19 protein-coding genes and 1 pseudogene are annotated in these 24,010 nt (G+C 66.4%); 12 read left to right on the top strand and 8 right to left on the bottom strand.

The window, feature by feature from the left end; genetic code table 11:
• Window positions 1-109 precede the first annotated feature (109 nt).
• From AC5WJ1_RS18955 to AC5WJ1_RS18945, 3 genes are read right to left on the bottom strand one after another with little or no spacing between them, the layout of a single operon-like run.
• The gene (locus tag AC5WJ1_RS18955) at window positions 110-1,075 is read right to left on the bottom strand and encodes an alpha/beta fold hydrolase (protein WP_494476880.1); all 966 of its coding nucleotides are present in this window, start codon (window positions 1,073-1,075) and stop codon (window positions 110-112) included.
• A gap of 30 nt (window positions 1,076-1,105) precedes the next feature.
• The gene (locus AC5WJ1_RS18950; RefSeq protein WP_133095308.1) at window positions 1,106-1,327 is read right to left on the bottom strand and encodes a DUF2798 domain-containing protein; all 222 of its coding nucleotides are present in this window, start codon (window positions 1,325-1,327) and stop codon (window positions 1,106-1,108) included.
• Window positions 1,328-1,380: 53 nt separating this feature from the next.
• On the bottom strand, window positions 1,381-1,965 hold the full coding sequence (locus AC5WJ1_RS18945) for a TetR/AcrR family transcriptional regulator (RefSeq protein WP_135703729.1): 585 nt from the start codon (window positions 1,963-1,965) through the stop codon (window positions 1,381-1,383).
• 305 nt (window positions 1,966-2,270) lie between these two features.
• Between AC5WJ1_RS18945 and AC5WJ1_RS18940 the strand changes: the two genes are divergently transcribed.
• The 4 genes from AC5WJ1_RS18940 to AC5WJ1_RS18925 all read left to right on the top strand — a co-directional run bounded on the left by AC5WJ1_RS18940 (window position 2,271) and on the right by AC5WJ1_RS18925 (window position 8,478).
• Window positions 2,271-3,482: an NAD(P)/FAD-dependent oxidoreductase gene (locus tag AC5WJ1_RS18940; protein WP_135703730.1), complete on the top strand. Its 1,212-nt coding sequence runs from the start codon at window positions 2,271-2,273 to the stop codon at window positions 3,480-3,482.
• 292 nt (window positions 3,483-3,774) lie between these two features.
• Complete coding sequence (locus AC5WJ1_RS18935; RefSeq protein ID WP_133095305.1) at window positions 3,775-4,962, top strand: monovalent cation:proton antiporter-2 (CPA2) family protein; 1,188 nt, start codon at window positions 3,775-3,777, stop codon at window positions 4,960-4,962.
• 57 nt (window positions 4,963-5,019) lie between these two features.
• Complete coding sequence (locus AC5WJ1_RS18930; protein WP_135703731.1) at window positions 5,020-6,066, top strand: hypothetical protein; 1,047 nt, start codon at window positions 5,020-5,022, stop codon at window positions 6,064-6,066.
• A 45-nt stretch (window positions 6,067-6,111) separates the two neighbouring features.
• Window positions 6,112-8,478: a DNA polymerase II gene (locus tag AC5WJ1_RS18925; RefSeq protein ID WP_434034195.1), complete on the top strand. Its 2,367-nt coding sequence runs from the start codon at window positions 6,112-6,114 to the stop codon at window positions 8,476-8,478.
• Between the two features lie 24 nt (window positions 8,479-8,502).
• Here AC5WJ1_RS18925 and AC5WJ1_RS18920 read toward each other — a convergent pair whose 3' ends face one another.
• Window positions 8,503-9,909, bottom strand: coding sequence for a 3-deoxy-D-arabino-heptulosonate 7-phosphate synthase (locus AC5WJ1_RS18920; protein WP_434034194.1), 1,407 nt, complete (start codon window positions 9,907-9,909; stop codon window positions 8,503-8,505).
• 167 nt (window positions 9,910-10,076) lie between these two features.
• Here AC5WJ1_RS18920 and AC5WJ1_RS18915 point away from each other — a divergent pair, with 167 nt between their 5' ends.
• On the top strand, window positions 10,077-12,047 hold the full coding sequence (locus AC5WJ1_RS18915) for a putative bifunctional diguanylate cyclase/phosphodiesterase (protein WP_494476879.1): 1,971 nt from the start codon (window positions 10,077-10,079) through the stop codon (window positions 12,045-12,047).
• Window positions 12,048-12,056: 9 nt separating this feature from the next.
• Window positions 12,057-13,547, top strand: coding sequence for an HDOD domain-containing protein (locus AC5WJ1_RS18910; protein WP_494476878.1), 1,491 nt, complete (start codon window positions 12,057-12,059; stop codon window positions 13,545-13,547).
• Window positions 13,548-13,707: 160 nt separating this feature from the next.
• Here AC5WJ1_RS18910 and pdxR read toward each other — a convergent pair whose 3' ends face one another.
• Entirely contained in the window at window positions 13,708-15,123 is a 1,416-nt protein-coding gene (pdxR, locus tag AC5WJ1_RS18905) for a MocR-like pyridoxine biosynthesis transcription factor PdxR (RefSeq protein WP_135703735.1), read from the bottom strand.
• Between the two features lie 87 nt (window positions 15,124-15,210).
• Between pdxR and AC5WJ1_RS18900 the strand changes: the two genes are divergently transcribed.
• The 4 genes from AC5WJ1_RS18900 to AC5WJ1_RS18885 all read left to right on the top strand — a co-directional run bounded on the left by AC5WJ1_RS18900 (window position 15,211) and on the right by AC5WJ1_RS18885 (window position 17,879).
• Window positions 15,211-15,627 (top strand): cupin domain-containing protein, encoded by a 417-nt coding sequence (locus tag AC5WJ1_RS18900; RefSeq protein WP_133095299.1) that lies wholly within the window; start codon window positions 15,211-15,213, stop codon window positions 15,625-15,627.
• 9 nt (window positions 15,628-15,636) lie between these two features.
• Window positions 15,637-16,092: a carboxymuconolactone decarboxylase family protein gene (locus AC5WJ1_RS18895; protein ID WP_135703736.1), complete on the top strand. Its 456-nt coding sequence runs from the start codon at window positions 15,637-15,639 to the stop codon at window positions 16,090-16,092.
• 388 nt (window positions 16,093-16,480) lie between these two features.
• Window positions 16,481-17,305, top strand: coding sequence for a DUF2092 domain-containing protein (locus tag AC5WJ1_RS18890; RefSeq protein WP_135703737.1), 825 nt, complete (start codon window positions 16,481-16,483; stop codon window positions 17,303-17,305).
• Between the two features lie 28 nt (window positions 17,306-17,333).
• The gene (locus tag AC5WJ1_RS18885; protein WP_135703738.1) at window positions 17,334-17,879 is read left to right on the top strand and encodes a hypothetical protein; all 546 of its coding nucleotides are present in this window, start codon (window positions 17,334-17,336) and stop codon (window positions 17,877-17,879) included.
• Between the two features lie 47 nt (window positions 17,880-17,926).
• Here the strand turns inward: AC5WJ1_RS18885 and AC5WJ1_RS18880 are convergent, their stop codons facing one another.
• Window positions 17,927-19,900: an aconitase family protein gene (locus AC5WJ1_RS18880; RefSeq protein ID WP_135703739.1), complete on the bottom strand. Its 1,974-nt coding sequence runs from the start codon at window positions 19,898-19,900 to the stop codon at window positions 17,927-17,929.
• Between the two features lie 195 nt (window positions 19,901-20,095).
• On the opposite strand from AC5WJ1_RS18880, the pseudogene AC5WJ1_RS18875 reads away from it, so the two are divergent.
• Window positions 20,096-21,003: pseudogene (locus AC5WJ1_RS18875) on the top strand (LysR family transcriptional regulator).
• Window positions 21,004-21,310: 307 nt separating this feature from the next.
• Here AC5WJ1_RS18875 and AC5WJ1_RS18870 read toward each other — a convergent pair.
• Together AC5WJ1_RS18870 and phaP are read right to left on the bottom strand one after the other, a co-directional pair.
• Window positions 21,311-22,171 carry a response regulator transcription factor gene (locus tag AC5WJ1_RS18870; RefSeq protein WP_494476877.1) on the bottom strand — a complete coding sequence of 287 codons (861 nt, stop codon included), beginning with the start codon at window positions 22,169-22,171 and terminating at the stop codon, window positions 21,311-21,313.
• An 85-nt stretch (window positions 22,172-22,256) separates the two neighbouring features.
• Window positions 22,257-22,652 (bottom strand): TIGR01841 family phasin, encoded by a 396-nt coding sequence (phaP, locus tag AC5WJ1_RS18865; RefSeq protein ID WP_167884564.1) that lies wholly within the window; start codon window positions 22,650-22,652, stop codon window positions 22,257-22,259.
• A gap of 333 nt (window positions 22,653-22,985) precedes the next feature.
• Between phaP and AC5WJ1_RS18860 the strand changes: the two genes are divergently transcribed.
• Window positions 22,986-23,873 (top strand): LysR substrate-binding domain-containing protein, encoded by an 888-nt coding sequence (locus AC5WJ1_RS18860; protein WP_494476876.1) that lies wholly within the window; start codon window positions 22,986-22,988, stop codon window positions 23,871-23,873.
• Window positions 23,874-24,010 lie beyond the last annotated feature (137 nt).

Below are 24,010 nucleotides of genomic sequence, written 5' to 3'. Positions count from 1 at the left end.
GAGAGTTGGTTTGCCACGCGGAGTCGAGCGTCGCCGGGGTGGCCGTACCGGCGGCGCGATGCAGGCGGACTGGATCGGACTGCTGACGTGTGCCGCCTGCTGATGCGATTCAACGAAATGCGGCGCGAACGTCTGCCTCGGTTCGACGGGGATCCTGCAGATGCGGGTAGTGCCCGATGCCTGGCAGAACGGTGAATTCCGCATGCGCCTTCTGCGCGAATTCGATGCCCATTTCTTTCCGGATATAGAGGTCCTTCTCGCCCCAGACCACCTTGACCGGTGTCTTGAGCCGGTGCAGGTTCGCCTCCAGGTACGCCTGGTCCCGCGTGAAGTGCGAGTAGTAGTGATAGAAGGCGTCGGCAGACGTCATCGCGCCGTGGCTCCATCCGCGCGCCATGTCGTCCTGGAGCTCTGGCGGGATGTCGAACTGCTCGTGTGCCGGCAGGCCGCGCCGGTAGGCGTTCCTGAGGACATCGTCGCGGTTCTTGTTCAGCTGGACGCGAGCCAGTTCGGCCGACGGCTGCGATTTCAGGCTTTGCAGGCTTTCGTACATGTACTGCGGCCTGTCGAACGGGGCGAAGTCGCCGACGATGATCGCTCTTGCAATGTCCGGCGCCTCGAGCGCGAGCAGCAATGCCGGCAGCGCGCCGATATCGGTGGCGTAGATGACCAGCTGCGACGTGTCGATGCCAGCCTTGCGGATGTATGCCTGCAGGACACGGGCATAGTCCCGGGGCGCATAGGAGAACCTGTCGGCAGTTGGACGCGATGAGAGCCCGTAGCCAGGCCAGTCGATGGCATGCACTTCGAATTCGTCGCCCAGCGACTGGGCGATGTCCTTCCATGCGTACAGCGTTTCCGGGAATCCATGCAGGAACAGGACGGTTCCCTTGGCGCCGGGCTGGTGCACGACCATCCGTCTCAGCGAAATGTCCGCGTCAATTTCGATCCATCCGATTTCGGGCTGTGGTGCAGGCATCCTGGCGCCGGGGGCGGCATGGGCGATGGCCGACGCCATGGCAGCGCCAAGGATGAACACGAAGGCAAGCAGCCGCTGCAGCAGGGGTCTGGGCATGTCAGTAGTTCGTGGAAACGGCATGCGGCATCAATGGACCCAGCGCTCGACCTGCGCTTGCAGGCGCGGCCCGACCAGCAGGATCGCGGGGATCACGATCACATAGCCGATGCCCCACGAGCGCAGCCAGGTCAGCGCAAAGCCTTCCGAGAATCCCATGTTGAGGGCAAGCAGGGCGAACGAGATGATCCCCGTCGTCACGACACCCATCGACAGCGCGAAGGCGACTTTCCGTTTCAGTTGCACGTTCATGGCTACTTCCTTTCCGTAAAAAATACCGATTGGTATATTTTTGCTCAAAAAAATCAGGTGAGATCGATGACGGTCTTCTTCACCGCCGACATGACGGCCAGGTTGTAGGCCGGGTTGTCGGTGAGCCGGGAGATCATGATCGCGCCTTCGATCAATGCGATCAGCGTGATGGCAGTCTCCTCGGGGTTGACGTCCTTCCGGAACTCGCTGGAGGCAATGCCCGCCTTGATGACCGAGACGAGATTCGCCTTCCAGCCCCGGAACGCTTCCATGGCTTTGTCGCGCAGGGCAGGGTGGGTGTCGTCGGCTTCAATCGCAGTGTTGAGCAGCGGGCATCCACCCTTCGGGAAGCACGCAGGAAGATTCCCCAACACGCCAGTCAGGGCAAGCAGCTTTTCCTTGCTGGTGCTTTTGGTGGCCATCTGGTCCCGAACCGCGGCTTGCGCCTGCTTCCAATTGTGGTCGAATGCCGCCAGCGCTACCTCTTCCTTGTTGGCAAAGTTGCCATAGACACTGCCCTTGGTCAGGCCGGTGGCCGCGGTCATGTCTGCCAGCGATGTTCCGGCATAGCCCTTCGTGTTGAAAATGGGCGCTGTCTTCTCGACGATCAGCTGGCGGGTGCGTTCGGCTTTGTTCATGCAGGCCAGAATATACCAATCGGTATTTTTGTCAAGGACAGGCGCCAATGTGAAGGCGGGTACATGCCGCATGAGGCTTTGCCGACACACGCGCAGTCCAGTCTCATTTCCCGCTCCCTTCCTCCTTCGCCGTTTCAGTGGATCGTTCGCAAAAGCGCAAGCCCGGCGCGCGGGTTCGCTTTGCGTCACCGGCGAAAAAAGATCTTGCGCATTTAAACTACGACTCATATGATCGTAGTTAAGGGTCGTCGCTTCTCGCACCGGCCCTGTTACATGAAACCGAGGTTTGATTCAGGAGCTTGAGGATGTCGAAACGTATTCTTGTCATTGGCGCCGGCTTTGCCGGCATGTGGAGCGCACTGGCTTCGGCCCGTCTGCTTGACCAGGTCGGGCGCACCGACGTGGAAATCGCGCTGGTCGCACCGGAACCCGAACTGCACGTCCGCCCGCGTCTCTATGAGCAGAACCCGAACGGGATGAAGGCGCCGCTGCAGGAGATCTTCAAGGCCGTGGGCGTGCGGTTTATCCGGGGCAAGGTGGAACACATCGACGTCGCGAGCCGCGAAGTGAGCATTGCGGCCGCCGGTGGGGATGGCTCGTGCCAGCGCGTCGGCTATGACCGCCTGGTGCTCGCTGCGGGAAGCCGGTTGTTCCGTCCGCAGATTCCCGGCCTGGACCAGCATGCGTTCAATGTCGACCAGATCGCCGACGCCGCGGAGCTCGAATCGCATCTGCATGGGCTGGCCAGCCGCCCGGAGCGCGCCGGTCGCAATACCGTGGTGATCGCGGGTGCCGGCTTCACCGGCATCGAGACTGCCGCGGAAATGCCGGCCCGCCTGCGTGAAGTCCTGGGCGAGGACGCTGCCGTGAACGTGATCATGGTGGAGCGCAATGCCGAGGTCGGACCTGACCTGGGCGCGGGGCCGCGGCCGGTGATCACGCAGGCGCTGACCGAACTGGGCGTGACCTGGAAGCTCGGCTCCGGCGTCGCGGCCGTCGATGCGACCGGCGTCACCCTCGAGAACGGCGAGCGCATCGAGGCGGATACGGTGATCTGGACCGCCGGCGCCCGCGCCAGCGAGCTCACCGCGCAGATTCCGGCCGAGCGCGATGGCCTTGGCCGGCTGCACGTCGACCGCGATCTCAGGGTAAAGGGTGTCGAGTCGGTGTTCGCCACCGGCGATTGCGCCTACGCCGCGACCGATGACGAAGGCAACTTTGCAGCAATGTCCTGCCAGCATGCGATGAACCTCGGCCGTTCGGCAGGGCATAACGTGGCGGCGGACCTCGTGGGTGAGACGCTGATCCCGTATAGCCAGCCGAAGTATGTGACCTGCCTGGACCTGGGGCCGTGGGGTGCTGTCTACACGGAAGGCTGGAACCGGCAAGTCAAGCTGACCGGAGGCGTCGCCAAGGCGCTGAAGACGCGGATCAATTCCGAGTGGATCTACCCGCCGAGCGCGGACCGCGCCGAAGCGCTGGCGCTGGCTGACCCGCGCCGGATCGTTGTCGCCTGACGGGGCGCAGGAAGAGAAGAGGGCGATCCGGTGGGTCGCCCTCTTTGCATTGGTTCAGCCCTTGTTCGACCGGCTGGACTGAGCGGTGACACCGGCCAGGACAGCCGCGTGTGCCGCCGGGCGCATAGCGGAACGCGATCCGGCGAGCGCCGTCCGGCCTATACTTCGCCGTGGATGATGTAATACGTATCCAAGCCGTTACCTCGCGCAAAGGTCGGCCTGTGCCCGACTTGCAGCGGGGAACCACGAAACGACGCGGGCTATCGCCCCGTCATCTCCTCGGGAGGGGAATGTGGAACAACTGCTGGTTGACGCGGTAATCTTCCTCGCCGCGGCGCTGATCGCCGTGCCGCTGTCGGTGCGCTTCGGCTTTGGCTCCGTGCTGGGCTACCTGGTTGCGGGCGCGGTGATCGGCCCCTGGGGGCTGAGGCTGGTCACGGACGTCAACTCGATCCTGGACGTGTCCGAGCTGGGCATCGTGCTGATGATGTTCATCATCGGCATTGAAATGGACTTCGAGAAGCTGTGGGCAATGCGCCGCTCCATCTTCGGCTACGGCGGGATCCAGGTTGCGCTGTGCGCGGCGCTGCTGGCGGTAATCTTCATTGTCTTCGGCGTGCAGTGGCGCGTGGGCGTGGCGGCCGGCTTCGCGCTGTCGCTGTCTTCCACGGCGATGGTGATCGCGATCCTGGAGCAGAACCGGCTGATGGAGGCGCCGGTCGGGCAATCCAGCTTCGGCATCCTGCTGTTCCAGGACATCGCCGCGATCCCGATGATCGCGCTGTTGCCACTGCTTGCGCCGGTTGCGGCGGGCGACGGCATGTCGGGCGGGTGGGTTTCGGCGGCAAAGGCGCTGGCCATGATCGCGGCGGTCGTCCTCGTTGGGCGCTTCGTGCTCAAGTACGTGTTGCGCATGATCCAGCGCAGCGGCACCCGCGAGATCTTTACCATCTTTGCGTTGGCGTGGGTCATCGGCATCGCGCTGCTGATGCATGTGGTCCACCTGTCGATGTCGCTTGGCGCCTTCCTGGCCGGCCTGTTGCTGGCCGGGTCCGAATGCCGCCACGAGATCGAATCGGACATGGCCCCGTTCAAGGGCATCCTGCTCGGCCTGTTCTTTATCGCAGTCGGCATGTCGATCGATTTCTCGGTGCTGGCCAACAGGCCCCTCCTGGTGGCGGTGCTGGTAGTCGCGCTGGTAGTGGGCAAGTTCCTCGCGCTGATGTACCTGGCGAACCAGATCGGCATGCCGCGCCAGCATCGCGTCTACTTCGCCATCCTGCTGTCGCAGGGCGGTGAGTTCGCCTTTGTCGTGATGGGCGCCGCGCAGGCGGCGAACCTGATCGATGCCGAGCAGCTCTCCGTCGTCACGGTCGTCGTGGCGCTGTCGATGGCGACGACACCGCTGCTGTTGCTCGCCCACCGCAAGCTGCCGCGCACTCGCGCGGCACCGCGGCAGGCCGAAGCGGATGGCCAGTAGCCTGCCGGGCTTGCCTGCGCCGCAAGCCAACCGATCGCGCCATGGAGGTGCCATGCGATGACTGTCCTCAACTGGCTGCGCCGTCGCGGCAAGCATTCTGACGGAGCGCGCGATGCGGAGCGCGCCGCGCTGGCGGAGCGCGTGACCCGGCTCTGTCCTTACGTGCGGCTGGTCGGCGGCTATCGCAAGCGGCTTGCCCCGGCGCTGGCCATCGCAGACCGGTACGTGCGCGATGTCGTGGCGGGTTTGCCGCCGGCTTCGCCAGCAAGCGAAGCCACCTGGAACAGCGATCCGTACATCCATGCCTTCTTTGCCACGGCCCAGGACGTCATGCCGGTATTCAGCCGGTCATCGGACCTGCGCGACTATTTCAGCGGCTCGGCGTCCGCCACCGAGGCCTATTGCGTGCTCGGGATGGAAAAGCAGGAACGCCGCACGCTGGGCGTGGCGCTGGAAGGCGATGTGATGCGCACGGAGGTGCCCCAGACCACGGTCAGCTTCGTCGATCACCGGGTCAGGATCTGCGCAGCGACCGAAGCGGCGCTGCGCGAGGAAATCGCCTGCCGCATGCTGGACCAGTTCGCGCTGCAGGCACTGGCCGAGGTCGCCGGCGGCACGACCCGCCGCGACCGCATCGAGCGCGAACAGGCGTTGCTGACCACGCGGCTGCACCTGCTGGAGAAGCAGGGCGTCGGCATGCGCAGCGTGCTTGGCGAAAGCGCCGACACGCAAGCCGACGAGTCGGAGCGGCTGCGCGAGCAGGTGGCACAGAACGAGGCCGCGCTCGCCGCCCTTAGTGAAACTGAAGCGCCTGACGCACCGGGCGGCCGGGCCGGCATGCCGGACAGGCAGCTGCAGGCGCTGGTCGACGTGCTGACGCATGCCGAAGCCAGCTTCGTGGTGGAGCGGGAGGCGGTGCGGCTGAGCCCCATGAACATCGTCGTGCCGCCGGGCAGTGCCGGGCCCGGCGCGGACCTCCAGTTGATGACCGCGCGGGTTCCGGGGAATCCGCCGCTGGTTCGCACTTTCTCGCTGGTGTGCGTGGCCCGCGCCGGGATGCTGTCGCCGATGCAGCTGCTCGATGAGGCTGCGCGCATGCTGTGACGCTAAAATCGCCTCGATCATGGTTTCATCACAGAAGGCCTAAGCGTGGCACTCCAGCAGGGTTTCATCCTTACCCGGCATTGGCGCGATACCCCGGCCGGCACCGAGGTCGAGGTCTGGCTGGCCACCGACGAGGGGCCGCGCCGGCTGCGCCTGCCGTATCAGCCGTCGATCGCATTCATCCCCGAGGCACAGCGCGAACGTGCCGAGGCGCTGCTACGCCGCGAGCGCGAGGTCGAGTTGCGCCCGCTGAAGCTGCAGGACTTTCGGGGCAGGACGGTCATGGGCCTGTATTGCCAGCAGCACCGGCAACTGATCCAGCTCGGCCGTTCGCTGCGCGACGCCGGCATCGACGTTTATGAAGCCGATATCCGCCCGCCCGAGCGCTACCTGATGGAGCGCTTCATCACGGCGCCGGTTTGGTTCGAGGGCGAACCGGACAGCGACGGCGTGCTGTGCAGCGCCCAGCTGAAACCCGCGGCGGACTACCGGCCCACGCTGCGGCTGGTGTCGCTCGATATCGAAACCAATGCATTTGGCGAGCTTTATTCGATTGCGCTCGAAGGCTGCGGCCAGCGCGAGGTCTACATGCTGGGCGCTGCGCCGCAGGAGCCGGCCGCTGCCGGTTTCTCCCTTGAATACTGCGCGACACGGCCAGAGTTGCTGGAGAAGCTAAACCAGTGGCTGGCCCGGCACGACCCCGACGCGATCATCGGCTGGAACCTGGTCCAGTTCGACCTGCGCGTGCTGGTCGAGCATGCGCGGCGGTTCCAGCTACCGCTGCGCCTCGGCCGCGGCGGCGCGGAGATGGAATGGCGCGAGCACAACGCGCAGCAGCACTATTTCGCCAGCGCGCCGGGCCGGCTGATCATCGATGGCATCGAGGCGCTGCGGTCGGCCACGTGGAGCTTCCCGTCGTTCAGCCTGGAATCGGTGGCGCAGGCCCTGCTCGGCGAGGGTAAGGCGATCGACAATCCGTACGACCGCATGGATGCCATCGACCGCATGTTCGAGCAGGACAAGCCGGCGCTGGCGCGCTATAACCTGCGCGATTGCGAGCTGGTGACGCGCATCTTCGAGAAGACGGAGCTGTTGTCGTTCCTGCTGGAGCGCGCCACGGTCACGGGGCTGGCGGCGGACCGCAGTGGCGGTTCGGTGGCGGCCTTCACGCATCTCTACATGCCGCTGATGCACCGCCAGGGCTATGTCGCGCCCAACCTCGGCGAGCTGGCGCCGGAGGCAAGCCCCGGCGGCTTCGTCATGGATTCGCGCCCCGGACTCTATGAATCGGTGCTGGTGCTGGACTACAAGAGCCTCTATCCGTCGATCATCCGCACCTTTCTGATCGATCCCATCGGCCTGGTCGAGGGACTGGCGCATCCGGACGATGCCGACTCGGTGCCCGGCTTTCGCGGCGCCCGCTTCTCGCGCACGAAGCACTGCCTGCCGGCGATCGTCGCGCGGGTCTGGCAGGGACGCGAGGCGGCCAAGCGCGACCGCAACAAGCCGCTGGCGCAGGCGCTCAAGATCATCATGAATGCGTTCTACGGCGTGCTGGGGTCAAGCGGGTGCCGTTTCTTCGATCCGCGACTGGCCTCGTCGATCACCATGCGCGGGCACGAGATCATGCGGCAGACGCGCGCGCTGGTCGAGGCACGCGGCTACGAGGTGATCTATGGCGACACCGATTCCACGTTCGTGTGGCTGCGCCGCGCGCGCACCGAAGCCGATGCGCAGCAGATCGGCCGCAGCCTGGTGGCCTACGTCAACGACTGGTGGCGCGACCACCTGTGGCAGACCTATGGCCTGGAAAGCGCGCTTGAACTGCAGTTCGAGACCCACTTCCGCCGCTTCCTGATGCCGACCATCCGCGGCACCGACCTTGGCAGCAAGAAGCGCTACGCCGGCCAGGTGGAGCGGCCAGACGGCACGGTCGAGATGGTGTTCAAGGGGCTCGAGACGGTGCGCACCGACTGGTCGCCGCTCGCGCAGCAGTTCCAGCAGACGCTTTATGAAAAGGTCTTCAACCGCGAGCCGTACCAGGACTATGTGCGCGACATCGTGCGCCGCACGCTGGCGGGGGAGCTCGACGCGCAGCTGGTCTATCGCAAGCGGCTGCGGCGCAAGCTGGAGGAGTACCAGCGCAACGTGCCGCCGCACGTGCGGGCCGCCCGCATCGCCGATGATTACAACCAGCGCCACGGGCGCCCGCGCCAGTACCAGCAGGGCGGCTGGATCAGCTATGTGATGACCATGGCAGGGCCGGAGCCGCTCGAGTGCCGTTCGGCCCCGATTGACTACGACCACTACGTCGGCAAGCAGCTGCAGCCGATTGCCGACGCGATCCTGCCGTTCCTGGACGATGATTTCGAGCGGCTGCTGACGGGGCAGATGACGTTGTTTGCGCAGTAGGGCAGCGTTGCCGCCCCGGGCACGTCAGTCGCGGATACTGTTTATCGCGGCCATCAGGTCATCAGGATGGACCATCAGTTCGCGCACTTGCCACAGCGTGGGATACTGGTTGAGCACGCTGTGCCAGCGGGGCGATTCCAATAGCTGGTGCCAGACCGGCTCAAGTACGGCCATATCCGCGGTATCCGCGGTATCCGAGGTTTGCGCCGTTTGCGCGAGCGCCAGCGCGCTGGCGAATTCAAGGCTGGCGTGCGCCGACAGCAGCTGCATCCGGCTGGCGGCGCCGAGCAGGCGCGGTCCGGCTTCGGCTGGCGCATCGCAGCAATACAGCACCGTGCCGGCAACGCCGGCCGCGTCGGCGCGCAGCGCGCTCAGCGAGGCACCATGGAGGCGTACCGTTCCTTGCCGCGTCTCGAACGCATAGACCGCGTCCTTGTCGGCATGCGCCAGCAAGCGCAAGCCGCGCAGCAGCTTGGGCAGGTCGGTAGTGGCGGCATCGACGGAGGCCTTGGCCTCCGCGAGCAGGCAGATCTCCCAAACCGGTATTTCCTCGATCGGCGGCAGCTGCCTGAGCAGGACCGCATCCCATTCGGTCTTGGCGCGTTCATGCTCGGCGGGGATCGAAGCCGGTACGCGCATCGAGGTCACGACGCGGTATGACGCGCTCGCTCGCTCGGCCTCATTGAGTCGCTGCGCCAGTGCCTCCAGTGCCTGTGCGGTCTGTGCTTCGGTGGCAGCGCCCCGCTGGCGGGCGGCGACGCCTTGCGCACTGGCGCCGGCGCTGCCGGAGCGGGGGCCATGCCGTTCCCACAGCAGCTGGTACTGGCGCACCTGGTCATCGGACGCCAGCGCATCAAGACGCTGCAAGCGCTTCAGCGCGGGACTGTCGAGCAGCCTGGCGAGGCCCGGGGCCCCGTTCGCGATCTCCGGCAGATCGGCCAGGCTGCGCACGGCATCGTGCAGCGCGGACCACGATGACGCGGCGGCGCAGGCGTGGAGCCGGGCCAATGCCTCGCGCCACGGACCTGGCACGAGGCGTTGCTGCCGGCCCGGATGGGCGATCGCATTGACGGCGGCCCGGATTTCGCGGCGGTCCTGGTCGGCGCCCGCGGACAGCGAGGCGTACTCGCGCACGTGCGGCGCCCGGTGCCGCATGACCATGGCCAGGAACACCGGGTCGCCCGCATCCGCGCGCAGCGCTTCGCGGATCAGTTGCGCGAGCGCGTCGATGAAGCGTTCCTTCAGTGCCGCAGCGGGTGCTTCGCCTCGTGCCACGGTGGCGCGCGCCTGTTCGATCGCGAGCGCGAGCGTGGTGGCCGGGCTGGGTGACTGCAGTCCGGAAATTGCAGCGGCACTGGCCGGCAGGCGGTAGCGGCGCGCGACGGTGCGAAGCGTTGCATCGAGTAGGGAAGGTGCGGGCAACGGTGGCATGGCAGAGGACGGCACAGGGGTAATCAAGGGCGACGCACGCGGACCTGGTCAAGTCTCGGCAATCCACAACGGTTTGTCCATCGCCGGGACGGCTCACTGTACGTTAGATCCGGTTTTTCGGCATACGGCGCGTTGCCGGCAATCCGGCCGCGAGCGCCGCTGGCCGCATGGGCGTCGCGGCGTTTCCACAGCCCGGCTCGTGTGCTTCCTTATTCGCCTTGCGCCGTAATAGAATCGGGCCTTCACAAAATACCGTGCGGGGTACCGACAGGCTTGACGCGCCCTGTCGTCAAGGTCCCGGCATGACAACGATTCCCGGCGACAGCGTGGCCGGGCAGGGCGGGTCGATTCACCGTATGCACGCATTCACGTATGACGCCGTCCTGGCGAATGACGAAGCGGAATGGGCCCGCGACGACGAGGCGGATCGCGCGCCGCCATCCCCCGCCGGGCGGCACGGTTGGGCCTTGCTGGAAGCGTCGGAAGGACTGGCCCTGCATGTCAGCGCGACCGGCCAGATCCTGCACGCCACCCGTGCGTCGGGGGCGCTGCTGGGCCTTCCGTACGAGTACCTGGCCCGTGCGGCCATGCGCGACATTCTTCCCCTGGGAGAATACGAACGCACCGCCGCGCTGTGGCAGGCCTGCCTGCTGGATGGCCAGGCCCGCCGGACCACCGTCCGGTTCACGGATGCCTCGGCGGGAAGCCGCTATTTCGATATGCGGATCCGCCGCGACACCGACGAGGCGGGGCAGGCGTCGCTGCTGCTGTTCGGGACCGATGTCACGGCGTGGACGCAGAAGCTGCAGCAGCTGACGGAACAGTCGCAGATCGATCCGTTGACCGGGATCGGCAACCGCGACCTCATTCGCGGCCGGATTGAACAGTACCTGGCCGGGCAGCATCCGGCGGGACACCGGCTCGCTGTCGCGCTGATGGACCTGGACGGGTTCAAGAAGATCAACGATTCCCTCGGGCATGGCGCCGGCGATGCCTTGCTGAAGGAAATGGCGGCCCGTTTGCGCGGCGTGCTGCGCGGGACGGACACCGTGGCGCGGCTGGGCGGCGATGAATTCGTCCTGCTGCTGGAAGACATCGCAACCGACGAGGCCGCCGCAGACATCCTGGACCAGGTCATGCGGATTTGCCGGCAGCCCTTCCAGCTATCGGCGCGCCAGATCCGCGTCACCACCAGCATCGGGCTGGCCTTCGCCACCGGCGGCGAGGATTCCGACGCCGAGTTGCTGCGACGCGCCGACCGGGCCATGTACGAGGCGAAGGCGCTGGGCGGCAATCGCTGTTTCCGCTATTCGCCGGAGTTCGACGAGAAGCTGAACGAGCAGTTCCGCATCGAGCAAGACCTGTTCGAGGCCGTGCATCACGGCGAATTGTCGCTGCAGTACCAGCCCATCGTCAGCCTCGACGGCAGCAACCTGTGCGCGGTCGAGGCGCTGATGCGATGGGAGCGGGCCGGCCGCGCCGTGTCTCCCGAGGTTTTCGTGCCGGTCGCGGAAAACAACGGCCTGATCCATCATCTCGGCGCCTGGGTGCTGCGTTGCGCCTGCGCCCAGCTTGCCATGTGGGATGCGAAGGGTGCGCAGGTCGGCTACGTGTCGGTCAACGTGTCGCCGGTACAGTTCAGCCATCCCGGCTTCGCCGACCAGGTGCGCAGCGCGATCCGCGATACCGGTGTCAGCGCCGGCCGGCTGGTGCTGGAAATTACCGAAGGCGCGCTGATGATCGATCCCGAAGCGGCGGGCAGCGTGCTGACCGAATTGCGGGCGCTGGGCATCCGCTTTGCCGTGGACGATTTCGGCACCGGCTACTCCAGCCTGTCGTATCTGCGCCGGTTTCCGTTGTCGGCACTGAAGATCGACCGCAGCTTCGTCGCCGACATGGCCGACTCGCCGCACGCGCAGACCATCGTCTATGCGGTGCTCTCGCTGGCGCGCGAGCTTGGGCTGGCGGCAATCGCCGAAGGCGTCGAGACGGCATGCCAGCGCGAGCTGCTGGCCGCGCAGGGCTGCGAGATGGCGCAAGGCTGGCACTATGGGCGCGCGATGAGTCCCGCCGACCTCGAGGCGGCTTTCGCCGCGGGCAGGTGGCGCCTGGACGCCCCGACCTTGCTGCCGCGGTGAGGCATGGCCATGGATAAGCAGGCATTCCTCGACCAGCTATGGGCCAGGCTCGCCGAGCAGGGCGATTTCCCGACGCTGCAGTATTGCATCGATCATGTCTTCAGTTCGCTCGATGCGGAGCGGAACGTCGGCGAAATGGCCAGCAGCATCCTGTCGGACTTCAGCCTGTCGCAGAAGATCATCCGGCTGTCCAATTCCGCCATGTACCGGTCGTTCGGCGGCGAGGTCACCACCGTTTCGCGCGCGATCATGGTGCTGGGGGTGGATACGGTCATCCACCTGACGCTGGGCGTGCGCGTGCTCGACTTTTTCCAGACCATGCCGGAAAACCGGCCACGGGCCGCGCAAGCGCTCAAGCAGGCCATGGTGGCGGCGGAATTCACCCGGACACTGGCCGAAGCGCGCGGCATCGCCGACGGGGAAGAGGCCGTGGTCTGCACGCTGATGCACCATGTGAGCCGGCTGCTGCTGGTCCTGTATGTGCCGGAGGCGTGGGACCGCATTGCCGCCATGTGCGAGGCCGGCGAGCAGATCGGCGAGGACGATGCCTGCCGCGAAGTCCTGGGCGTGTCGCTGGGCGAGATCGCCCGGGCGGCTGCCGTCAAATGGCGCCTGCCCCCGCTGATCGCCGGCGCCATGAGCGCGCCCCCGTTACCGGAAGGCGCCATGCCGGAGACGCATGCCGGCTGGCTGGGCGCCGTTGCCCGGCTGTCGTCGCAGGCGGCCGCTTCGATCCTGGCGGGGCAGGATGATCCATTGGCCGAAAGCCCTGTTCGGGCCAACAGTTCCCTACGCGCCGACAGTCCGCTGCAGGCCGCCAATCCGTTGTTGGCCGCGGCGCAACGGCTCGGCCTGGAGCCGGCGCATCTCGGGCAGGCGCTGGCACAGGCCAGGGCGCTGACGACCTCGATGGCAGCCACGGACGCCGCCAGCCAGGCCGGCGACGACGCCGGCCAGCAAGGCAGCAAGCCCGCCGATGCGCTGGCCAGGCTGCAGCGCGCCGTCGCGGAAGTCCGGCAGGAGGGCGGGGCGATGTCCATTGCCGAGCTGGCGCCCTTTGCGCTGGAGTCGGCAATGCGCGCGCTGAACTTCTCGCGCTGCTTCCTGATGCTGCTCAACCCATCGGCCAGGCGCTTCGGCGCGCGGCTCGGCTTTGGCGAGGGCATGCGCGAGAAGCTCGACCAGCTGTCCTTCGAAGAGGGCTTCGTTCCGGACGTGTTCCACTTCGCCACGCTGGCGGACCGGCCTTTGCTGATCGAGGACACCTTTGACAGGGAGGCCGCGCACCGCGTGCCGCGCTGGTATCGCGAAGCCATGCCCGATGCCCGCGCGCTGCTGCTGATCCCGGTGCGGGTGCGCAATCGCTGCGTGGCCCTGATCTGCGGCGACTGGGGCGACGCGCGCTTCACCGGTGCGCTGAGCGCGGAGGAGGCCGACGCGATCGTCCAGCTGGCGGCGGAGATTTCGGCCGGCTTCCTGCGGTCGGCGCCGGCGCGATAGGCGGGCAGGGCAGGCGCGGCTGGCGGCGCCGCGCTCACGCGGGAAATGGCATGGAACAGCCCGTTCCAGGCGGCGTCGCCCCACGGCGTGCCATAGACGGAATGCAGCCGCCACGCCAGCCAGGCGGCCAGGCCGCGGCGCCGGGTCCAGTGCCCTTGCCCTACGAAAACTTGCGGATCAGGTGTTGCAAGCGATCGCAGGCGGCCGGGACCTGGTGTTCAATCGCTGTCGCGACACCAAGAAGCAGGCCAGACCGCTGCGTGGAGGCAGAGCAGTACCAGCCCGATAACGGTGCGGGCGCCAGCCCGTAGGCATAGGCTTCCCGGGCGATCCTCTTGTCGTCGGCGCCGTCCGGCAGCCTCACCACTACGGCAAGGCCTGCCGGATAGGCCTGGAATCCCCTGGCACTGAGCGCCGCCAGAAGCGCATCGCTGCGGGCTGCGTAAATGCGTTTCATACGACGCAGATGCCGCATATAGTGCCCATCGCGCATAAACTCGGCCGTCGCCATCTGCACCGCCGGCCCGGGCGCGGAAGCAAGGCAGGCGACGACTTCATCGAAGCGCGATACCAGGCCGGGCGGCACGACGACGAAGCCGAGCCGCAGCGTCGGGCTGAGCGTCTTGCTGAAAGACCCGATATGGATGACCCGTCCCGCCCGATCCTGCGATGCCAGTGCGGGAGCCGCCCGGCGCCTGAGCTGGAGTTCGCCAAGGTAGTCGTCCTCGATGATCCAGGCACCCGCGCGGCTTGCCCATTCGAGCAGTTGCACGCGACGACCGAGCGACAGTGTCGGGCCCAGAGGCGCCTGTTGCCCTGCGGTGACCAGGGCCACCGCGGCATCCGGTGCATGCTCTTCGCCATAGCTGACGTCGATGCCATCTTCGTCCACAGGAACGGGAACGGTCGTGAGCCGGGAAAGTGACATGGCCCTGCGACTGGGCATAAATCCGGGGTTCTCGACCCAGGCTTTTCGGCCCTCGGCCTGAATCACCCGCAGCGTTACACCGAGCGCCCCCGAAAAGCCTGTGGTAATGAAGATCTGCGAGAGCTGACATTCAATACCTCGCGACAAGGCCAGGTGTGCGGCGATTTCTCGCCGGAGTTCATGCTCGCCGCGCGGATCCGGGTAGGCCGCCGGCGCCTCCACCTCGTCACGTGCCGCACGCGATCGCAGCCGCGCGAACAAGGTGGCAGGGAAGCAATCCGATGCCGGCACGCCCATCTGAAAGACCGCGGGACCGGGCAGGAAGTGCTGGTACAGCTCCGAGCGCAGATCCGACTCGACCGAGCGCGCCTGTTCCGCGACAGGCCTTGCGACCGCGGTATGGTCGGAAACCCTGGTCCCGCCGGCGCGCGACGAGACCACCAGTTGCGCATCGGTCAGCCGCTCGTACGCTGTCTTGACGGTGCCTCGAGCCACTCCAAGCTGGGCAGCGAGGTCCATCCACGAAGGCAATCTGGCGCCCGGAACGAGTACGCCACTCTCGATGGCAGCGGTGATACCCAGCCGTATCTGTTCCGCCAGTGAAGTCCTGGACGCACGGTCCAGCTTCAGCGCCAGGATCTTCGTCATCGCTTCTGGTGCATTCAGAAATTGCGTTTTTGGTTCTTTTTTGTGAACCAGGTGGAGCGCATGATTCTAGCCTCCAAGGAGCCAAACATGAAACTGCAACGCTTTCTTCTCTCGCTGGTGGCGGCTACGGGCATGGCCTTTACCGGGGTCGCTTCGGCCCACGGCGCGGGCGACACGGTCAAGCCCAACTTCTCGAAAGAGATTCCCAATATCCCAGGCAAGTCGCTCATTGCCGTGGAGGTTTTCTATCCGCCCGGTGGCGCTTCGCTGCCGCATAGCCATGCCAAATCGTCGTTCATCTATGCATACGTCGTTTCGGGCAGCATCGCGAGCAAGGTGAATGACGAACCGGAACGTGTGTACAAGGCGGGGGAGAGCTTCTTCGAGGAGCCTGGCTCCCGCCATCCGGTGAGCCGCAACGCGAGCAAGACAAAGCCGGCAAAGCTGCTGGCCGTGTTCGTGGTCGACTCGGCCGACAAGGAACTGACGATCAACGACAACTAGGAGTTTGAAATGAGACTGGATTACACCAAAGCATCGCCGGGCGGTGTCAAGGCATTTGGCGGCGTGTACGGCTATGTCATGCAATCGGGCCTTGAAGACGTGCTAGTCGAACTGGTCTATCTGCGCGTGAGCCAGATCAACGGGTGCGCTTATTGCCTCGACATGCATACCCGTGACCTGATCAAGAAGGGCATCACCCCTGCAAAGCTCGCGCTCGTGCAAGCCTGGCATGAAGCAGGGCCGTTGTTCAGCGACCGCGAGAAGGCCGCACTCGCATGGGCTGAGTCGGTCACGCTGGTGGCGGACACACATGTGCCCGAGGAGGACTTCAAGGCCGCGGCCGCGGTGTTCAGCAAGAAAGAACTCGCTGACCTCACGATGGCGATCAGCCTGATGAATGCCTATAACCGGCTTGCCATCAGCTTTCGCCGCGCACCGGATTCCGCGCTGGCTGCGCAAGACTGAGGCCTGTCGTCCCTCTGTATCGAGCGGAGCCGGTTGAGAGAAAACGCGCCTGTTCTGGCGCGTTTTTCCTGATTGCGGCCAGTAGTTCCTTCGGCGACTTCTTGGTCAGCAGCAAAACAGCCCCGGCACACAAGAATTTCGCTTTTCTTGACCGCCTCCTCGTTCCTGGGGTGAATCCGAAATGACTTGCACGGCATTCCGGTCTGGCTCGGCTTCCATCCGCCCGCCGGTACGACCCACTGCACCCCCACTACAACACGGCTTACCGCTCCCACAAAAAGATTCACTTCACTTCCCACCTTCCGTCATAGAAGATTCCCCAGCATCTCCATCTCCGGCCTGAAGCCGCATGCGGCCGGGCGATTGTCCAGTCAATTGGGAGTTCACCATGGCACGCATACCGGCCCTGACCCTGCTTGTCATCGCGCTGGCGGCCTGCAGCAGTACGCCGCCCGCGCCGCCACCCGCAACGCCCGCGTCATCGGCCGCATCCGCCGCGGGACCGGCCGGTAACGTGCAGGCACAGGCGCAACCCCAGCCGAACGCAGTCGACCCTGCAGCGATCCAGGCGCTCAACGACATGGGCAAGTACCTGCAATCCCTGCGCCAGTTCGAGGTCTTTATCGACCTGTCTGGTGAACGGGTGCTGCAGGACGGCCAGAAACTGCAGCACACCGCCATGGCGGACCTGGATGTGCAGCGGCCGGACCGGCTGCGCGCGCTGATGCGCAGCGCGCGCTCGCAGCGCGACCTGATCTATGACGGCAAGCAGGTCACGCTGTATTCGCCCGCGCAGAAGTCGTACTCGCAGGTCAACTTCAGCGACAACCTGGGCGTGCTGGCGCAGCGGCTGCGCGAACGCTTCGGCGTGGAGATTCCGTCGGCCGACCTGTTCCTGTGGGGCACGCCCGCGGCGCCGCTGGACAACATGGAATCGGCGATGAACGCCGGCCAGGACATCATCGGCGGCGAGTTGTGCGACCACTATGCCTTCCGCCAGGGGCAGCTCGACTGGCAGATATGGATCGCCAGCGGCAACCGTCCGCTGCCGCGCAAGCTCGTCATCACCAACCGGGCCGACGAGGCCAGGCCGCAATCGGTCACGCTGTACAAGTGGAACCTCAATCCGAAGTTCGGCAATTCGGCGTTCGCCTTCACGCCGCCCAAGGACGCCAGGAAGGCGGAGTTCGTTCCACTGAAGGCCACCCGGTAACGGGACCATGGACAAAAGGAGCATTGCCATGACCTACACATTCGCAAAGCCGCTCGCAGTGTGCACGGCCGCGCTCGTGCTGGTGGCCTCCGGCTGGACACCGGTGGCCGAGGCCGCCCGCGGTGGCGGCGGGCATGGCGGCGGTGGCGGACCTGCCGCGGGCGGTGGACACGCTGCCGGCGGCCAGCGCGCCGCTGCCGGCGGCGCCAACCGCGAAGCGCGACAGGTGAACAACCAGCGTGCCGACGCGCGCACCAACAACGTCCGCAACACCAGCGTCAACAACGTCAACGCCAACCGCAACGTCAACGTCAATACGAGCCGTAACGTCAACGTGAACGTCGACAGTCATGGCGGCTGCTGCGGCTGGGACAACGATTACCACCCGGTGGCGACGGCCGCTGCGGTCACGGCCACTGTCGCCGTGACGTCGGCGGTGGTGGGTTCCATGGTGCGCTCGGTCCCGCCGAGCTGCGTGCCGGTCAACTACGGCGGCATGGTCTACCAGCAGTGCGGCAGTACCTGGTACATGCCGCAGGGCGCGCAGTACGTCGTGGTCAATCCGCCGTACTGACGACAGGCCTGGGCGCGCCGGCGGGCTACCTCGCCGGCCCGGCGGGCTTACCCATGGCGCCGCTGCAAGTCATGGAATGACACCAGCTCGCCGGCCATCGCACTGGCAGCCACGGTGGGCGGGCTGGCCAGCCACACCTGCCCGGGACCCGAGCGCCCGGGGAAATTCCGGTTGATCGAACTCACTGTCACTTGCCCGGCCCGTTCCGACGAACCCGGGCCGCAGTTGGCGCACGCCCCGCACGATGGCTGCAGGATGCGCGCGCCGACCGCATGGAACGTTTCCATGTAGCCCTGGCGGATGCAGTAGTCCCGGACGTCGGTGGTGCCGAACTGCAGGTAGAGCGTGACATGCGGCGGCAGCCGCAGGCCGCGCTGCACCGCCCAGTGCAGCACCTCGTGGTACAGGTCGAAGTCCTCGCGCTTGCCGGCAGTGCAGGAGCCGCCGTAGGCGATATCCACGCGCACGCGCCGGTCCAGCGCGGCCAGCGGCAAGCCGTTGCCGGGGTCGCCGGGGCGGGCCACCATCGGGCCGAGCGTGCTGCAGTCCAGTTCGATGGTGGCTGCGAAGGCGGCATCGTCATCGCTGCGCATCCACGGCTCGATCACGAAATCGATGCCCCGGCGCTCCCTGAGGAAGCGCACCGTCTGCGCATCCGGCGCGACGATGCCGGTGAAGCCGCCCAACTCGGCGCACATATTGGTCAGCGTGGCGCGTTCGTCGATGGACATCGCGCGCACGACGGGACCGGTGAACTCGAACACCTTGCCGACCCCGGCGCCTGCCTTGATCCCGGCCTGCGCCAGCAGGTGCAGCACCACATCCTTGGCCGTGACGCCAGGCGCAAGTGCCCCGTGGAGCGCGACGCGGATGCCCTCGGGCATGGTCATGCGCACCGCACCCGTCATGAACGCATTGGCCATGTCGGTCGTGCCGACGCCGAAGGCCACGCAGCCCAGCGCGCCGCTATGGGGGGTGTGCGAGTCGGTGCCCACCACGACCTGTCCCGGCAGTGCATAGCGCTCGGCCATCATCGCGTGCGAGATGCCCGCGGCGTGGCTGCCGTCGTCGGTGCGGGACGCTTCCTCTGTGAGCGTGCGGTGGCAACGCAGCTGGTAGGCGTCGACGAACTCCCGCTGTGCCGCGCACATCCGGGCAATGTTGTCGACCAGCCCGCCACGCACATGCGCGGGGCTTTCATTGACGTAGGAGGTATGGTCCTCGAATACCACGATGCGCTCGGGATCCTCAAGCCGCAGCGGCCTGCCAAACGTGGCGTGCAGCATGTGGGCGCACATGCCGGTGTAGTACTCGTGGATAAAGCGCCAGTCCGCGCGCACGAAGATGCCGTCGCCCGGTTGCGGGCCCGCCAGGGATATCGGCGTCACGGGCGTCGCCAGCAGGTGGCGGTGGACGATCTTCTCAAAGAGGGTTTGCGGTGCCGCGGGCGGCGTCGCGGCGGCCGGTTCGACCTTGCCCAGGTATTGCTGGCCGAACTTCAGCAGCCCGCCGCTCAGCAGGATGGCGGCGGCCAGCGCGTCGCGCCCGGCCACCAGCGCTTGCGCGGCGATCGGCTCGCCGGCCTGCAGGCGCGCTAGCAGGCCGAAGTCGGTCGAGGTGAACAGGCCGATGTTGTCGGCGTTCTGTCGGTAGATGCGCTCGAAGCTGCGCGCGATCACCAGCCGGATGCCGGCGAGCTTCTCTGCCGCCGGGCTATGCTCGCGCGACGATCCCTTGCCGTAGCGGTTGCCCGCGACCGTCACCGAGAAGCCGCCCTCGCGGATCGCGCCGGGCGCGACCGGGCAGGTGCCGCCGACCTTGTAGCCGGTATAGGGGTAGCGGCCGAGCTTGTCGTCATAGTGCGTCAGGATCGGCACCGGCGTGATCTCGTCGGTGGACACGTCGTCGCGCAGGGGCCCGGCTTGCTCAGGCGTGAGGGCCTCGCCTTGCAGCTGGCGCGCCATGGCATCCGCCGAGTCGGCGAGGAACAGGATGCGGCCTGCGAAATCTTGGGCGCTCATGCGGGTCTCCAGTGGCATATTGGCGGCACTTTACTGGCTGCATCGCGCCGGCACGAAGCGCTGATCCGGCATGTCTGCTATCTGCGGGTGGCATATCAGGGTTAACCCATGTGTTCGGCGTGGTGCATGCGGCAGGCCTGTGCGCAGGCGTTAGTATTCGGCGACACGCGGCTCGCCGCCGGCATCCTGAAGACCATGCACCGCATCGACCCCGTCAATATCCAGCTGTTCCTGGCCGCGGCACGCGAAGGCTCGATCAAGCGCGCGGCGGAGACCGAACACATTGCGCAGTCGGCGCTAGCCGGCGCATCGCCGAACTGGAGCGCAGCCTTGGGGTGGTGCTGTTCGTGCGTTCGCCCGCCGGCGTGGTGCTGACCGATGCTGGCGCCCGCGCGCTCGAACTGGGCCGCAAGCTCAATGAGGACATCGCCAGCTTCGCGCGCGAAGTGCAGGATCTCGGCGACCAGGTGGCCGGCGTGGTGCGCGTGTCGGCCAGTCCGTCGGCCATCATCGGCTTCCTGCCGGAGCGGCTGCATGCGTTCAAGGCGGCGCATCCGCTGGTCGAGATCGCGCTGTACGAACGTTCCACTGCCGAATCGATCCGCGCCTGCCTCGATGACCGCGTCGACATCGGCATCGGCGTCGCGGCCAAGACGCCTGCTGGGCTGGAGTCGTGGCCGTTCGCCAGCGATCCGCTCAATGTCGTGCTGCCGTCGTCGCACCGGCTGGCGCGGCGCAAGCGCATCCGCTATGCCGAAGTGCTGGAGCATCCGCTGGTGGTGGTGCAGCCCGGCGGCGCGCTCGACCAGGAGCTGCGCGAACAGGCGGCGAACCTGCGCCTGCCGTTCAACCAGAGCGTGACGGTGTCAAGCTTCGAAGCCGCATGCCGCATGGTCGAGGCCGGCCTGGGCATCGCCGTGCTGCCGGCCAGTGCCGGCGCTGCCTATGCCGGCACGCGCGGCTTTGTGCGCGTGCCGCTGGACGAGCCATGGCGCGAGCGGCAGCTGCTGATCTACGCGCCCTACAAGCAGCCGCGGCTGCGCGCGATCGCGGCCATGATCCGCGCGCTCCAGCCAGGCACCACGGAGGCTATGCCGGGCTGAGATAGCCGGTCCAGCGGATTAGCACTCTGCCGCGCAGCGACGCAGCCCTACACTCCGACCCAAGGCCACCGCCCACGGTGCGATTTCAATAAACGGAGACAAGGAATGCGGACAACGCTGTTTCGGCGGGCGTGCCATGCGCTTGCGGGTATCACCACACTGGCCATGCTGGGCGGCCTGCCTGGCGCGGTCAACGCCCAGGAAACCAGGCCGGTCAGGCTGATCGTGCCAACCCAGCCGGGATCGCAGGCCGACGCCGTGGCGCGTGCGCTGAGCCAGCCGCTGGGCAAGCACCTGGGCCAGTCGGTTACAGTGCGGCGCAGTCTTCCGGATCCGCGACAGCCGCACGCGGCACCGGCTTGGTTGTGCTTGCCACGGGCTTCGGTGCCGGTTGCCCAGGGCCGGGAGCCAGGGCCTGTCCCAGACGCGCACCGCGTTGCAGCGCCACATGGACGGCTTCGCCCTTGCTGCGGACGCCGAGCGCCTTGTAAAGGGCGTTGCAATGGCACTTGACCGTCGCCACTGAAACGTTCAGCTGCCGGCTGATGGTCTTGGCGGGATAGCCGCGTGCGAGCAGTACGAGGATTTCGTACTGGCGCGGCGTGAGGCCGAGCGCGTGGGCCTCGCCGGGCGAACGGACGTCGGCCACCGTGTCGTCGTTTGCAGTAAAGGCGCCTTTGGCGCGGCGCTCCGCGTTTCGTCCGGCGCTGCCTTGGCGCATGCCATCGTGCGATGCCGGCGCAGTATCCGGTGCCATATCCGGTTCCAGCGCCGCCCGCCGGCTGAACGGCCTCAGGCTGACCTGGTAGCCGCTGCCGACCAGCCGGATCGCTGCTTCCAGCACATCGGGCTGCACCGATTTCGGCAGGCAACCCACGACGCCCGCCGTGACCTTGTCATCGACCCAGTTCCGGGGCGCGATGTCGCAAAGTACCAGCAGCCGCGCCGCGGGCCAAATCCTGCCGACCTGGCACAGCAGCTGCCATGCAGCCTCCGGATCGTCCGGCAGCCCCAGCACGACCAATGTGATGGCTTCGCCGGCAGCGCAGTGCCCCGCGAGTTCAGCCGGGTCGGCGGTAACGAGCTCCCCGACGGCGTCGACGTTTTCCAGTGACCTGCGCAACGCCACCCGCAGCAAAGCGTGGGATTCAATCAACAGCACCTTCATTGCACATGTCTCTCTTGCGCGCGGACGCGGCGCCGCGGCCGCGGCAGGGAGCGGCATGCGGCATCGTACGTCCGGCGGCCGTGATTTATGCGGCGGCTCGCGTTGCGACTGGCGACATGGTGGCGTGGCTCAGCCTGGATTGCGCAAGCTCGACCGCTTGCTGGAAGCGGGCCTGCGCTAGCTGGGCAAGCCCGGCCTGCGTTTCGGACGCGATTTCATACAGCTGCCGCGTGTAGGCGCAGGCCTTGTCTGCGGCAACGGGCGTCAGGCCGTTCTGCATGTCGAGGACCTTGCGCAGGTCCCTGCTGGCCAGCAGCGCCTGCATCCGCTGCTGGCTTTCGTCGAAGGCTGCCTGCGCGGTCTGCAGGTTCAGCTCGGCGATCCGCTGGAAGCCGGCAAACAGGATGCTGGAGTAGGCGAAGCAGTCAGCGAAGCCGCTGCCGTGACTGGCAGGGAACTGATCGGGCGCGAAATCGGGCATGCAATGGTTTCCTTGGATCCGCCGGGGCATGGTGCCCGACGACAGGTTTGCGGGTGAACGCACGACCGGAGGAGTGCGTCGGAGGAGACGCCCGGCGTGCTGCGTTGCATCATTCGCGCCCAATTTTAGAGTAAGCACTCTAAACAATGTGATCCGCAGGCCTAGGGGGATTCCCCGATGGCTTCAGCGTTTCTGTACGATTTTGTTTTTTTCGTTTTCGTTTGGCATTTCGGCCGGCGCGTTCCGGAACACAGCCGCAATGCGCGACGAATGACGGAGGAGATCGGCATAGCGGCAAGTAGAATCGCTGCGACTCCATCCCCTCGACATGCCATGCGGATTCCCCCGGTAAAGGCCATCATCGCTTTCGAAAGCGTCGCCAGGACCAAGAGCGTCAGCCGCGCCGCTGATGAACTCGGCCTGACCGCTTCCGCCGTCAGCCACCAGCTCAGCAACCTGGAAGAGATCCTGGGCCAGCCGCTGTTCTTCCGGCAAGGGCGCGGGCTGGCGCTGACGTCGGTGGGCGAGCAGTACCTGCGCGATATCACCGGCGTGCTGGCCGATCTCAACCGCGCTACCGAACGCGCCTCGAGCCCGGCCAATATCGAGATCCTGCGCGTCCATTCGAGCCCGAGCTTCGGCCTGATGTGGCTGCTGCCACGGCTAGAATCGTTCCAGGCCGACAATGGCGATATCCAGCTCAACCTGTCGTGCTCGTATGAAGACGTATCGTTCACCGGCGGCTATTACGATGTCGATATCCGCCATGGCTACGCGCACTGGCGCGACCTGCAGGTGAAGACGCTGCGGCGCGAGACGATCGCGCCGCTGGCTTCTCCTGCCTATCTCGAAAAGCATCCGATCCGTACGCCCGAGGATCTGCTGGCGCAGCGGCTGATCTATTCCGAAACGCCGCTGGTGCAGTGGCAACAGTGGTTCGCGCGGTTCGGCGTGCGGGCTTCGCACAAGACCTTCGACTTCAGCTTCGACCGCTCCTACATGTCGCTGGAGACCGCCGCACTGGGCCTGGGCGTGGCGCTGGAAAGCACGCTGCTGGCATCGGTGCAGATCCGCAAGGGCGCACTGATGCCCGTGTTCGACGACAGCCACGCGCTGGAGGTGGGCAGCCACCACGTGGTCTGCCCGGCGCAGAACGCCGGCTTGCCGCGTGTGGCGCGCTTCCTGGCCTGGCTCGACCGCCAGTTGCCGGCGCCGCGCTGAACGCGCGATGCCACATGCGCGGCCGATGAAGTGAACGAGACGGCGCGCTTCGAGGCGACCGTCTGCCGATGTTTGAAAATTTCTCAGCAATAGCTGAGGCAGACCGCGTTGATCGTCAGGCCGCCAGCGACAAAACT

It is taken from the genome of Cupriavidus sp. MEYA8 (assembly GCF_059278825.1).
This window is presented reverse-complemented; position numbering and strand designations above follow the sequence as displayed.

Excerpts from the sequence above, each read along its gene's own strand:
- AC5WJ1_RS18955 (WP_494476880.1), bottom strand. The coding sequence starts at position 1,075 with ATGCCCAGACCCCTGCTGCAGCGGCTGCTTGCCTTCGTGTTCATCCTT.
- AC5WJ1_RS18950 (WP_133095308.1), bottom strand. The coding sequence starts at position 1,327 with ATGAACGTGCAACTGAAACGGAAAGTCGCCTTCGCGCTGTCGATGGGT.
- AC5WJ1_RS18945 (WP_135703729.1), bottom strand. The coding sequence starts at position 1,965 with ATGAACAAAGCCGAACGCACCCGCCAGCTGATCGTCGAGAAGACAGCG.
- AC5WJ1_RS18940 (WP_135703730.1), top strand. The coding sequence starts at position 2,271 with ATGTCGAAACGTATTCTTGTCATTGGCGCCGGCTTTGCCGGCATGTGG.
- AC5WJ1_RS18930 (WP_135703731.1), top strand. The coding sequence starts at position 5,020 with ATGACTGTCCTCAACTGGCTGCGCCGTCGCGGCAAGCATTCTGACGGA.
- AC5WJ1_RS18920 (WP_434034194.1), bottom strand. The coding sequence starts at position 9,909 with ATGCCACCGTTGCCCGCACCTTCCCTACTCGATGCAACGCTTCGCACC.
- AC5WJ1_RS18915 (WP_494476879.1), top strand. The coding sequence starts at position 10,077 with ATGGGCGTCGCGGCGTTTCCACAGCCCGGCTCGTGTGCTTCCTTATTC.
- AC5WJ1_RS18910 (WP_494476878.1), top strand. The coding sequence starts at position 12,057 with ATGGATAAGCAGGCATTCCTCGACCAGCTATGGGCCAGGCTCGCCGAG.
- pdxR (WP_135703735.1), bottom strand. The coding sequence starts at position 15,123 with ATGACGAAGATCCTGGCGCTGAAGCTGGACCGTGCGTCCAGGACTTCA.
- AC5WJ1_RS18900 (WP_133095299.1), top strand. The coding sequence starts at position 15,211 with ATGAAACTGCAACGCTTTCTTCTCTCGCTGGTGGCGGCTACGGGCATG.
- AC5WJ1_RS18895 (WP_135703736.1), top strand. The coding sequence starts at position 15,637 with ATGAGACTGGATTACACCAAAGCATCGCCGGGCGGTGTCAAGGCATTT.
- AC5WJ1_RS18890 (WP_135703737.1), top strand. The coding sequence starts at position 16,481 with ATGGCACGCATACCGGCCCTGACCCTGCTTGTCATCGCGCTGGCGGCC.
- AC5WJ1_RS18885 (WP_135703738.1), top strand. The coding sequence starts at position 17,334 with ATGACCTACACATTCGCAAAGCCGCTCGCAGTGTGCACGGCCGCGCTC.
- AC5WJ1_RS18880 (WP_135703739.1), bottom strand. The coding sequence starts at position 19,900 with ATGAGCGCCCAAGATTTCGCAGGCCGCATCCTGTTCCTCGCCGACTCG.
- AC5WJ1_RS18870 (WP_494476877.1), bottom strand. The coding sequence starts at position 22,171 with ATGAAGGTGCTGTTGATTGAATCCCACGCTTTGCTGCGGGTGGCGTTG.
- phaP (WP_167884564.1), bottom strand. The coding sequence starts at position 22,652 with ATGCCCGATTTCGCGCCCGATCAGTTCCCTGCCAGTCACGGCAGCGGC.
- AC5WJ1_RS18860 (WP_494476876.1), top strand. The coding sequence starts at position 22,986 with ATGCGGATTCCCCCGGTAAAGGCCATCATCGCTTTCGAAAGCGTCGCC.